10 protein-coding genes and 1 other RNA gene are annotated in these 12,485 nt (G+C 46.6%); all 11 read right to left on the bottom strand.

The genetic code is table 11. The features are described 5' to 3' along the window. Positions 1–3: 3 nt before the first annotated feature. The gene (gene murG, locus BTO10_RS08905; protein WP_004740739.1) at positions 4–1,065 is read right to left on the bottom strand and encodes an undecaprenyldiphospho-muramoylpentapeptide beta-N-acetylglucosaminyltransferase; all 1,062 of its coding nucleotides are present in this window, start codon (positions 1,063–1,065) and stop codon (positions 4–6) included. A gap of 12 nt (positions 1,066–1,077) precedes the next feature. Beyond that, on the bottom strand, positions 1,078–2,274 hold the full coding sequence (gene ftsW, locus BTO10_RS08900; RefSeq protein WP_004740740.1) for a cell division protein FtsW: 1,197 nt from the start codon (positions 2,272–2,274) through the stop codon (positions 1,078–1,080). 22 nt (positions 2,275–2,296) lie between these two features. After that, complete coding sequence (gene murD / locus BTO10_RS08895) at positions 2,297–3,613, bottom strand: UDP-N-acetylmuramoyl-L-alanine--D-glutamate ligase (RefSeq protein ID WP_105024332.1); 1,317 nt, start codon at positions 3,611–3,613, stop codon at positions 2,297–2,299. A 58-nt stretch (positions 3,614–3,671) separates the two neighbouring features. Further along, positions 3,672–4,754 (bottom strand): phospho-N-acetylmuramoyl-pentapeptide-transferase, encoded by a 1,083-nt coding sequence (mraY, locus tag BTO10_RS08890; protein WP_004740742.1) that lies wholly within the window; start codon positions 4,752–4,754, stop codon positions 3,672–3,674. Then, positions 4,751–6,124: a UDP-N-acetylmuramoyl-tripeptide--D-alanyl-D-alanine ligase gene (locus BTO10_RS08885; protein ID WP_004740743.1), complete on the bottom strand. Its 1,374-nt coding sequence runs from the start codon at positions 6,122–6,124 to the stop codon at positions 4,751–4,753. The genes mraY and BTO10_RS08885 overlap by 4 nt, the downstream gene beginning before the upstream one ends. Beyond that, positions 6,124–7,608, bottom strand: coding sequence for a UDP-N-acetylmuramoyl-L-alanyl-D-glutamate--2,6-diaminopimelate ligase (gene murE / locus BTO10_RS08880; RefSeq protein WP_105024331.1), 1,485 nt, complete (start codon positions 7,606–7,608; stop codon positions 6,124–6,126). Before murE ends, BTO10_RS08885 begins: the two co-directional genes overlap by 1 nt. 18 nt (positions 7,609–7,626) lie before the next feature. Next, positions 7,627–9,384: a peptidoglycan glycosyltransferase FtsI gene (locus BTO10_RS08875; protein WP_008223684.1), complete on the bottom strand. Its 1,758-nt coding sequence runs from the start codon at positions 9,382–9,384 to the stop codon at positions 7,627–7,629. Beyond that, positions 9,381–9,698, bottom strand: a complete 318-nt coding sequence (gene ftsL / locus BTO10_RS08870; RefSeq protein ID WP_004740746.1) for a cell division protein FtsL — start codon at positions 9,696–9,698, stop codon at positions 9,381–9,383. The genes BTO10_RS08875 and ftsL overlap by 4 nt, the downstream gene beginning before the upstream one ends. A gap of 3 nt (positions 9,699–9,701) precedes the next feature. Next, the gene (gene rsmH / locus BTO10_RS08865; protein WP_105024330.1) at positions 9,702–10,652 is read right to left on the bottom strand and encodes a 16S rRNA (cytosine(1402)-N(4))-methyltransferase RsmH; all 951 of its coding nucleotides are present in this window, start codon (positions 10,650–10,652) and stop codon (positions 9,702–9,704) included. A gap of 228 nt (positions 10,653–10,880) precedes the next feature. Continuing rightward, an RNA gene (rnpB, locus tag BTO10_RS08860) (RNase P RNA component class A) lies at positions 10,881–11,320 on the bottom strand. Between the two features lie 250 nt (positions 11,321–11,570). Further along, positions 11,571–12,437, bottom strand: coding sequence for a 16S rRNA (cytidine(1402)-2'-O)-methyltransferase (gene rsmI / locus BTO10_RS08855; RefSeq protein WP_004740748.1), 867 nt, complete (start codon positions 12,435–12,437; stop codon positions 11,571–11,573). Positions 12,438–12,485 lie beyond the last annotated feature (48 nt).

The following is a 12,485-nucleotide window of genomic DNA, read 5'->3' as shown; positions in this document are numbered from 1 at the left end:
TCATTATTTTGCTAAAGCTTTAATCGCTTCAGCGACGGTAACGTCAGCATCAAGCTTGGCTGCTTGACGCGCTTTTGTTGCCATCATTTTTAATTCATTTCTATCAAGCTCAGCGATGGTGTTCGCTAACTTTTCAGCCGTCAGTTGTGGCTGTTCAATCATTAACGCCGCACCACATTCAACTAAATGATCGGCATTCAGTGCTTGCTGTCTATCTTTGTGCATGAACGGAACAAAAATAGAACCAACACCGGCTGCAGACACTTCTGATACCGTTAACGCGCCGGAGCGACACACTAGTAGATCTGCCCACTCATAAGCTTGCGCCACATCATCAATAAATTCAGTTACTTGAACATTATCTACAGAATGTGATTTGTATTGTTCAATCACTTGCTGTTGATTATTCTTACCCGCTTGGTGCATCACAGTGAAGCCTTCTCCAAGCTGTGCCATCGCAACAGGTAAAGTATCGTTGAGGATTTTGGCCCCTTGGCTGCCACCCATCACTAAAATGCGGATATCGCCATCACGCTCAGCCATGCGCTGCTCAGGCTCCGGTAAAGCAACCACATCCTCACGAACTGGGTTCCCCACTACCTCTGCAGTAGGAAATGCACCAGGGAAGGCTTGGAAAACCTTTTTCGCAATCTTAGATAGCCACTGGTTGGTTAGACCCGCCACTGCATTTTGTTCATGCAAAACCACTGGAATGCCTGATAACCATGCCGCAATACCACCCGGGCCACTCACATAGCCACCCATACCAAGTACCACGTCAGGCTGCCACGCTTTGATATGCTGCTTTGCTTGAAGTATGGCATTAATAATTTGGAATGGGGCTTTAATTAGCTTGCTAATGCCTTGACCACGCAGGCCTTTCACTTTAATAAAGTCGATCTCAATGCCATGCTTTGGCACCAAATCCGCTTCCATTCTATCTGCTGTGCCTAACCAGCGAATTTCCCAACCTTGTTGCTGAAGCTTTTTCGCTACTGCTAACCCAGGAAAAACATGACCGCCGGTACCACCAGCCATCACTAAAAGTTTTTTGTTTTGTTTCATCGCGTTAGATTCTTATTCTACTAATTCGTTTGGATTATCAGCTTGTTCTTTTTGCTGCATTCGACATTCATGGTCAATGCGCAGCAGCATTGATACCGCTACCGACATAATAATTAAACTCGAACCACCATAACTGATTAGCGGTAGGGTTAGACCTTTAGTTGGAACGATGCCAGATGCAGCACCTACGTTAACAAGCGTCTGAAACGCAAACCAAATACCAATACCAAAAGCCAGATAGCCGCTGAACACCTGATCATGTTCAAAGGCTTTTTTGCCAATCAGAATGGCTTTTAACACCAAGCTAAAGATCAACATTAATACTAAGGTAACACCAACAAAGCCAAGCTCTTCAGCCAAGACCGCAAATACAAAGTCGGTATGCGCTTCTGGTAGGTATTCGAGTTTTTGAATCGAGTTACCAAGACCTTGCCCCATCCAATCACCACGACCGAACGCCATCAATGACTGAGTTAATTGGTAACCACTACCAAATGGGTCATTCCAAGGTTCCCAGAATGAAGTCACACGTCGAACACGGTAAGGTTCTATAACAATCAAACCAACGACGGCGGCAATACCAGCGACCATCAAGGCAATAAACTGTGACAGCTTGGCACCAGCAATGAACAGCATGCCAAACAGGGTCACCAACATTACAACTACGGTACCCAAGTCGGGTTGACCAAGTAGCAAGACGGCAAAAGCACCAAACACCATGATGGGTTTTGCAAAACCACCGAAGAAGGTTTTTCTCACTTCGTCTTGTTTACGAACCAAGTAGCCCGCCATGAAGATAAACAAGGAAAGCTTAGCGACCTCGGCTGGCTGTAAGTTAAATAGCCCCAGAGGAATCCAACGTGACGCACCGTTAACTGATTTACCGACAGCTAGTACCACAACAAGCAAGAAGAAGGATAATCCCAACAGGTACATGCTGTATTGAAACCAGCGCTTCATCGGGATTTGCAATATCACACTGGATACACCCAATGCGAGTAACAGGAAGATCGCGTGGCGGAACATAAAGTGAAACGGCTGATCGGTTAAACGAGCACTGATGGGGAACGAAGCAGACGTCACCATCACCAAACCTGTCAGCATTAGCCCAAGAGCAATCCATACCAATTGACGATCGTAAAGCGCCTCAGGAGTAGCACGGTTTAGCCACTGCCAGATGGATTGATTAATCTCTTTGACTCTTTGCACTGAATGTTAGTCCTTCAACACGTTAAGCATACTCATGAGCAAGTTGAGTGAACGCGTCACCCCTTGCCATGAAATTATTAAATTGATCGAAGCTTGCGCACGCCGGAGACAGCATCACCATATCTCCAGCCACCAGTTGTGGTGAGATGGATTCGATTATCTGCTGCATGGTATCGAACTTTTGTGCCGATGGGTGTAGTGGCATGAATTGATCTGCATCTTCACCGAAACAACACAATTGAACACGTTCAAGTTGCGCTAATACTGGTTCCAGCTCGCTAAAATCAGCACCTTTACCCACGCCGCCAACCAGAAGATATAGCGTACCTTGATACTCCAAACCAGACAGAGCCGCCAATGTGCTGGCTACGTTGGTTGCTTTGGAGTCATTAACCCATTTGATTTCGCGCTTGTCAGCCACCACTTGGCAACGATGCGTCAAACCGTTATAGGCTTTCAAAGCATCAAGACTTTTGTTGTAGTCGATACCAACTTGCTTCAATAGTGCAAGTGAGACTAACGCATTTGCCACATTGTGACGTCCAACCAATGTTAAATCTTGAGTAGTAAGGACAGGTTTACCGTTATCGACCAGCCACTCACAACCATCAATCGTTGATACACCAAACTCTTGGTTATCTAGGCCAAAAGTGACCAATGGCATTGTTTGGTCAGGGTAAGTCTCTTTGTCTTCACGATTTACAATCGCACACTGCGCGTTATTAAAGATTCTTAACTTGGCCTCGCGGTAATCAGTCATGCCCTGATAGCGATCCATATGATCTTCTGATAGGTTTAAGAATGCCGCAGAAGCAAGTTTTAAATTCGATGTGGTTTCTAGCTGAAAACTTGAAAGCTCAAGAACATATAAGTCGGCATCAAGTTCTAGGAGGTCTAGGGCAGGAATACCAATATTGCCGCCAACACCAACATTAAGCCCAGCAGCTTTAGCAAGCACACCAGTCAAATCCGTCACGGTACTCTTACCGTTTGAACCAGTGATTGCCACAACAGGTTTATCGACTGCCCAGCCAAACAGCTCAATGTCACCAACGACAGGCGTTCCTGCTTGAAGTACATCTTGAATTTCCGGCGTCGCTAAAGCAATGCCTGGGTTAGCAACCACCAAATCAGCCTCAGCTAGCCATTGGCTATTCCAGCTTCCAGAATGCAGCTCTACCGATTCAGGCAAAGATTCCTTTCCTGGTGGCAGCTCTCGCGTATCAATGACCTTCACATGCGTATGAGGCTGATATTTTACGAGATGTTTAACGACAGAGAGCCCGGTAATACCGAGCCCCACAACCACTACATTTTGAATATTTTGCCAACGTTCCATTTAAACAAGATGCTCTTAATAGTTTTAAAGAACCTCTAATACAGAGGCTCACATAGGATTAACGAACTTTCAGTGTCGCTAGGCCAATCAGTACCAATACCATTGAGATGATCCAAAAGCGCACGATAACACGCGGTTCTGGCCAGCCTTTCAGCTCATAGTGATGGTGAATCGGTGCCATACGGAAAATACGCTGGCCACGTAATTTGTAAGAGCCCACCTGCAGGATTACTGACAAGGTCTCCATTACAAACACACCACCCATGATCACTAGTACCAACTCTTGACGAACGAGTACCGCAATCACACCTAACGCACCACCCAGTGCTAGAGAGCCAACATCGCCCATGAATACTTGTGCTGGGTAAGTGTTAAACCATAGGAAGCCAAGGCCTGCACCAACGATAGCAGTACATACCACAACCAGTTCAGAGGTGTATGGGATGTATGGAATGTGTAGGTATGCTGCAAAGTTAACGTTACCTGTCGCCCAAGCGATAACAGCAAAACCCGCTGCAACCATAACCGTTGGCATAATCGCCAAGCCATCTAGGCCATCAGTTAGATTTACTGCGTTACTGGTACCCACAATAACAAAGTAAGTTAGAACAACGTACAGTAAACCAAGTTGTGGCATCACATCTTTAAAGAAAGGCACCACCAATTGTGTTGCTGCCGTGTCTTGCCCATGAGCATACAGAGCAAATGCTACTACCAAAGCAATAGCCGACTGCCAAAAGTACTTCCAACGAGCAATCAGACCATCAGTGTTCTTACGAACGACTTTACGATAATCATCAACAAAACCAACAGCACCGTAACCGCCTAGCACGACAAGCACCGCCCAAACGTAAGGGTTTGATAAGTCAGCCCAAAGCAAAACTGTTATAATAATCGCAGCAAGGATCATCACACCACCCATGGTTGGTGTACCACGTTTGCTGAAGTGAGATTCAGGGCCGTCGTTACGGACAACTTGGCCAATTTGCAGCATTTGCAGACGCTCAATTAAACGAGGTCCCATCCACAGCGACAGACATAGAGCCGTCAAAATGCTCGCGATTGCACGAAACGATAAGTATTCGAACAAACGGAAAAAAGAAAAGTGTGGCTGTAGTAGCTCTGCAAGCCAAATTATCATGAAAAGTTCTCCTTTAAAGCAGCGGCTATTTTACTCATTCCTGCACTATTAGCGCCTTTTACCAACAAGGTATGTGGCGCGTTTTCTGGCAAGCTCAAGTGCTGCTCTATGTGCGCGATCATCGCTTCGTGCGTTGCAAAGTGAGTGCCATTACACACTTCACTAATCACCTTGGTGTCATCACCGTAAGTGAGTACATACTCAAAAGCGAATGGGGCAGCATATTCACCGACTTGACGGTGAAGTGCAAGGCTTTCATCGCCTAATTCAGCCATATTGCCTAAAATCAACCAACGCTGACCAGTGAAGCTCGACAGCAATTTAGCTGCAGCCTTCATTGCCGGTACGCTGGCGTTGTAACTGTCATCTATCAGCTTGATATTCTGACTTAATTGTTGAACCTCAACTCGGCCTTTAACAGAGATTAGATTCGCTAAACCGCTTTTAATTTCTTCAAGCGTGGCACCGAATTGAATACTCAGTGCTGCTGCGGCTAATGCGTTTGCTACATTGTGCTGACCAATAATGCCAAGTTCGACATCGATAGCACCTTGCGGAGTCTGCATATCAAAGCAAGCTTCACCCTGCTCATTGATGCGAATATTCGTCGCAAAGTAATCTGCAGCATCATCACTTTCAGAAAAAGTCAGCACGCTTTTATCTGCAAGCACATCATTCCAGAAATCACCGCCATTGCTCTCTAGGTTAACAATAGCAGTATCACCAGCAGCAAGCCCCTGAAAAATTTCGCCTTTAGCTTGCTTCACACCATCGATAGAACCAAAACCTTCTAAGTGTGCTGCCGCGACATTGTTCACCAACGCAACCTGTGGTTTAACAAGCTGAGTGGTGTAGGCAATTTCACCGATGTGATTGGCACCCAATTCGATCACCGCGTAATCATCACTTGACTCACTGCGTAACAGAGTTAACGGTACCCCAATATCATTATTGAAGTTGCCTGCTGTAAACAGCACCTTTCCACGTTGCTGCAAAATGCTCGCAACCATCTCTTTTACAGTTGTCTTGCCGCAGCTTCCTGTAATCGCCATAGTTGGAACGTTACATTGCTCATGAATCCAAGCACTTAGCTGACCTAAAGCAAGTTTAGTGTCTTCAACAACAACTTGAGTAATATTTAGGTCAAGTTTTCGTTCGACTAATAACGCACTCGCATTAGCCTCAACAGCCTGACCGCAAAAATCATGCGCATCAAAACGTTCACCAACAAGAGCAACAAACAATGCACCTTCTTCAACAGTGCGCGTGTCGGTAGAAACCGCATTGATCAAACTATTGCTCGATTTGCCAGCCTCTATCAGCTGGCCGTTCACCGCTGAGCAGATCTGCTCGAGTGATACATCAATCATTATGAAATACCTAAAAGTTGTAGCGCAGACTCTCGATCCGAATAGTGGATAGTTTCGTCTTTCAATACTTGGTAATCCTCGTGGCCTTTACCTGCCAGAAGAATAATGTCGTTATTACCCGCCTGCTCTAAAGCAAACTTAACCGCCTGATAGCGATCGTGCTCAACAAAGGCGACTTCAGGCTCACTTAAACCTGCCAGCATGTCTTTAACAATCAATGCAGGATCTTCGCTGCGAGGGTTGTCATCTGAAATAATAATTTTGTCGGCGAACTGCTCTGCGGTCACTGCCATCATAGGGCGCTTGCCGGTATCTCGATCACCACCGCAGCCAAAGATTGCCCATAGCTTTCCAGAGCAGTGAACTCGTAGTGCTGCTAATGCTTTCTCTAGTGCGTCTGGTGTATGCGCATAATCGACCACTACTTTGGCTTTGTTTGGTACTTGGAACAATTCCATGCGACCAATAACTGGTTGCAGTTGAGGTGCTGTGTCGATCAAGGTTTGCTTGTCGATGCCTAGTGAAAGTAATGTCGCGAAAGCAACCAATACATTTGAGGCGTTGAACTGGCCAATTAAAGGAACAGACAGTTGTCCCTGCCCCCAGCTACCATCAAAAGCGAGTTTGATACCTGTCTCAGCATAAGCAACATCCGATGCCCACACTGACTGCTGGTAGCCCGCTAATGGAAGCAATGAAACCGCTACTGCATTAGACAGATCTGCCATCCAAGCTTTACCGACTTCATCGTCCACATTAATCACAGCATGCTTACACTTATGCTGAGTAAACAAGCTCTTCTTAGCTAGAGCGTACTCTTCCATCGTGTCGTGGTAATCCAAGTGGTCACGGCTCAAGTTGGTAAATACACCAACCTCAAAGTCCAACGCCTTAACTCGGCCTTGAACCAAACCATGAGAAGAGATTTCCATCGCGGTGTAGACGGCGTTTTCTTCAGCCAACTCACTCAGTGTACGTTGTATTTCAATCGCACTACCGGTCGTATTAGCCGCCGTTTTAAGGTTGTCTAGAAAGCCATTACCCGTTGTGCCCATTACCGCAGAGCGTTGGCCGACTAGGTCTAGCCACTGAGCAATCAATTGAGTGATAGTAGTTTTGCCATTGGTGCCAGTAACGCCAATAAGCTTGGTTGCTTGAGAAGAGTAAATACGACCCGCCAGTTCTGAGAGGATTACATTTAGCTCCGATACATAAACCACCGGCACTGCATCTAACCATTCAACCGAGCCGTGCACTTTGTCATCGCTGGCTTGTGCAATAACCGCCTTTGCGCCCTGAGCAACGGCTTTGTCGATAAAGCGACGACCATCGACGGCATGCCCTACAATGGCAACAAAAATATCACCGTCCTTGATGGCACGACTGTCGAGCTCCAATTGCTCAACCGCAATCGACGCTAACTCGGGAGCACTAAAATCTCCCCAAGGAGAAAGTAAAGATGACAGCGTGAGGCTATTACTCATATTGAATCCTGATTAGCTCTATTCTTGAAACTTGTTTTCATCAGCAGGGACGTTCAGAATTTGCAGTGCGCCCTTCATGATTTCAGAAAAAACAGGGGCTGCGACCGAGCCACCATAGTAGAGGTCACCTTGAGGTTCATTGATCATCACAACCAAAGAGACTCTTGGATCACTCACCGGAGCAACACCAGCGGTATAGGCGAAGTACTCGTCTCCATAACCACCGGAAATCGCTTTTCTAGATGTACCTGTTTTTGCTGCTACTCGGTAACCCGGCACGGCAGCTCTTGTCGCTGTACCGCCCTTTTGGGTTACGCCTTCTAACATGTTCAAAACCAACTCAGCATTTTCGCGCTTGATGATCTGTTTTGAGAAATCTTGGTCGTTGCTTTTAACGATATGAATAGGTTCGTAAACACCATGATTCGCTAACGTCGCATAGGCATGAGCTAATTGAAGCGGAGTAATCGCTAGGCCGTAACCAAATGATAAGGTCGCGATTTCAAACTTAGACCAGCGTCGACGGTTCGGGAAAATACCGGCGGTTTCACCGACTAGGTTCAGCCCAGACATCTCACCAAGACCAACTGAACTGTACATACCCAGTAGCGCTTCAAGCGGCATATCCAGTGCTAATTTCGCCACACCGATGTTACTCGACTTCTTAAGGATTAACGCCAAGTCTGCCTTACCAACCTTGGAAGTATCACGTACACGGCTACCACCGATTTGCATGATGCCGTTCCCCGTATCAATCACAGTATCAGCATCTGCGGTGCCATTTTCGAGAGCCGCTAGAACGACAAAAGGCTTAACCGTCGAACCAGGTTCAAAAGCATCGGTGATCACGCGGTTACGCATCTTAAAGCTTTGTAAATCAGCACGATTGTTTGGGTTGTAAGACGGCGCGTTGACCATGGCCAAAACCGCACCTGTTTTCACATCTAACAAGATTGCAGAACCAGATGTCGCCTTGTGATCGGCTACCGCCTGTTTAATCGCTCGATAAGCGATGGCTTGTAAGCGCTGATCGATAGTTAATTCGAGTGGTTTACCTTCTTCACGCTCTTCTAGTGCAATGTTTTCAACTACTCGCCCGTAACGGTCTTTACGGATTGTACGTTTACCTGCTTCACCCGTTAGCCACTTATCGTAGCTGCGCTCGACACCTTCTAGGCCGTGTCCGTCAATTCCGGTCACACCAATAAGATGCGCGCTGACTTCACCGGCAGGATAATAACGACGAGATTCTGCTTTAAGACCAATACCCACCAGCTTTAAGTCGCGGATGTATTTCGCCATCGCGGGGCTAACTTGTCTTTGTAGGTAGATAAAACGACGGGATTTGTCGCTGGAGATCTTGTTGATCATTGATTGTCGATCTAAGCCGAGTACATCAGCTAGTGCATACCAACGATCAATTTGGGCCATGCCATTTTTATCGAAGATGGTTTTCGGGTCAGCCCATACCGCTTCAACAGGCACACTCACAGCAAGTGGTTCGCCATTGCGGTCAGAAATGATACCGCGGGCAGAAGGAATAGCCTTAACACGTACAGAACGAAGGTCGCCCTGACGAATTAAGTTATCTGGTTCAATGACTTGGATGTAAGCCACACGACCGACTAGTACAGAAAAGGCAACCAACACAAAAGCAATAACGACGTTGAAACGCCATTTAATCAGAATTGGATCCGAGTCCTTTTCGCTCTTCACTCGCTCTTTCGTTGGTTTCTTAACGGCTTTCGCGGGTGCTTTTTCCTTTTTTCCGGTCATTTCAGTGTGATCACAACTTCTTTGTCGGAGTCTGGACGTTTCATGTCTAGCTCTCGTTTTGCCGATGCTTGAACGCGACTGTGTTCAGCCAGAGCCGTCTCTTCAAGCATTAAATTTCGCCATTCATTATCAAGCTGCTCACGCTCACTCAATGCCATGTCTTTTTGCGTGATTGCCTGACGTGACATGTGTGTCGTGAGAACGACCCCCATCGCGCTCGCGAAGATACAGATAAGCAACACCAATGGGAGTTTACCCACGGAGATCAAATCAAAAAATATTATCTTGGCTAAGTTCGGCTTGGAGGTCTTCATTGACTATAGCTTTTCTGCGATTCGTAATACTGAGCTACGTGAACGAGTGTTCTCATCCACTTCGCCTTTCGATGGTTTTATCGCTTTGCCTACCGGCTTAAGAACAGCACTGCCTAGTGCTTTGATCTGCTCTTCCGTTAAAGGGAGACCGTGAGGCACTTGCGGGCCTTGGCTCTCTTTACGGATAAAACGCTTCACCATACGGTCTTCAAGTGAGTGGAAGCTAATAACAGACAGGCGACCTTCTGGAGCAAGAATGCTTGCTGCACCTTTTAGTGCCGTATCGATCTCTTCCAGTTCACTGTTAATGTAGATACGGAATGCTTGGAAAGCACGTGTTGCAGGGTGCTTTTTCTCTTTGAAGCTTTTTGGTGCTACATCAGAGATAAGCTTAGCTAACTGACCAGTGCGAGTTAGCGGCTCACTCTCTTCGTTTTCTTGATAAGCAATGATGCCTTTTGCGATACGACGAGCGTGCTTGTCTTCACCGAACTCACGAATCACCCAAGTGATGTCATCAAGATCGGCTTCTAGTAACCACTGAGATACAGGGATGCCCGAAGTTGGGTCCATACGCATATCCAGCGGGCCATCTTTCATGAAACTGAAGCCACGTTCAGCGTCATCAAGTTGCGGAGAAGAAACACCTAAATCCAGTAGAACACCGTCAACCTTACCCACTAAATCATAACGCTCAGCGTACTCAGCCATACCAGAGAATGGGCCGTGGATGATAGTAAAGCGAGGGTCATCAATTTTTTGTGCTTCTGCAATCGCTTGTGGATCGCGGTCGATACTAAATAGTCGTCCATTCTCGCCCAGTTTAGACAGGATTGTACGGCTGTGACCACCACGGCCAAAAGTACCATCGATGTAGGTACCGTCAGGTTTGATCGCAAGTCCGTCAATAGATTCGTTAAGCAATACTGAAATATGTTTGAATGCTTCTGTCATAGTCTTCTCAGTGAGTGGATTGAGCCATTAGTTCGGCAATAATTTGTTCTGTTAACGTTTTAGTGTACTGATTTCACGCTGTATCTCCACCATATTGTGTACAGGCTTTGGGAATTTTTGACCCAAGCTCATACCAAGATGACGGATTTTAAGGAAATCTAAATAATTTACGTCAATATAAAGCAAAAAACCCATCACTACCGTTAAGTAATGATGGGTTCTTAAAATGGGTGGAGTTGACACATACGCCGGGTTCTGTTCCGCTTGCGCGGCGGTAACCATTCGTCTAGGCCTGCAATCGCTCACAGGCTCAAGCAATCTACCCGCCCCCATACGCGAGCAACGCAATGTGAGGGCCTATTTGATCTTGCTCCGGGTGGAGTTTACCTTGCTACGAACTGTTACCAGTCGCACGGTGCGCTCTTACCGCACCCTTTCAGCCTTACCTGTGCCCCTTCCGAAGAAATGAGGCCATCGGCGGTCTTCTCTCTGCTGCACTTGTCGTGGGCTCGCGCCCCCCAGACGTTATCTGGCACCCTGCTCTATGGAGCCCGGACGTTCCTCCCCTCTGCCAGTCTCCCGAAGGACTTCAACGTCAGTTTCCCGAAGGACCTCAACGTCAGTCTCCCGAAGGACATCAGCAAAGCAGCGATTACCCGTTCAACTCCGAGGGCGGATTGTATAGAGATTAGTGTGCAGTGTCTAGCGAGATCACAAATATGCTGCAAACCAATGATTAACTGATGGGGAATTGACCTAAAGAGCGGATGCGAGTGGCGAGATTCGAGATGAGAAAAGAGCTAAGAGCTAAGAGCTAAGAGCTAAGAGCGGATTAGAGTGCTGTGATAAGAGATACAGATAAAAGATATTCATTGCGGGCTCTTTTATCTGCATCAGCGTTAGATCACTATAGAAGCATTAGCCATCCAAGTGCTCTAGGCCCCATTTGTACAGTGCGTTCTTTTTCAGGTTATAGATTTCTGCTGTCATTGCCGCCGCTTTTTTAAGAGGCAGTTCTTTGGTCAGAATTCCCAGCGTGCGAGTCGCTTCATCTGGTAGTTCTGTGCTCGCTTCTTCACGGTGGCCATGAATCAAAAGAACCATCTCGCCGCGCTTACGGTTTGCGTCCTCTTCAATCCAATCAATCAGCTCACCAAGAGGCAGGCCTTGAATAGTTTCGAAAGTCTTAGTTAACTCACGCGCCAACACAACTTCACGGTCAGGGCCTAAAATCTCAAGCATATCTTGAAGAGAGTCAGAAATACGGTGCGGTGATTCGTAGAAGATGCACGTGCGCTCTGCTTTTGCGATCTCTAGGAACTTATCTTTACGACCTTTACTCTTAGGCGGTAAGAAGCCTTCAAAGCTAAAGCGATCCGACGGTAAACCTGACGCACTTAACGCGGTAATCACCGCACATGCACCAGGAAGTGGCACAACTCTCACACCCGCTTGACGACATTGTGATACAAGATGGTAACCTGGGTCACTGATTAAAGGTGTACCCGCATCAGAGACTAATGCGATAGACTGACCTTCTAATAACTTTTCGACTAGAACTTGAGCTTTAGTTTGTTCATTATGATCATGTAAAGCGAACGTTCTGGTTGATATATTGAAGTGAGCAAGCAGCTTACCCGTGTGGCGTGTGTCTTCGGCTGCAATAACATCGACACTTGATAAAATTTCAATTGCTCTTTGAGTGATATCTCCCAAATTTCCGATTGGGGTAGGCACAATGTAGAGAGTTGGGCTCTCTGTGAGCAAGGTTTTGTTATCTGTCATTTGTTTACCATCACTTCAACGATTAATATAGATACAAATTTATACGGA

Origin of the sequence: Vibrio chagasii (assembly GCF_002954585.1) — a bacterium.
GTDB classification, from domain to species: domain Bacteria; phylum Pseudomonadota; class Gammaproteobacteria; order Enterobacterales; family Vibrionaceae; genus Vibrio; species Vibrio chagasii_A.
This window is presented reverse-complemented; position numbering and strand designations above follow the sequence as displayed.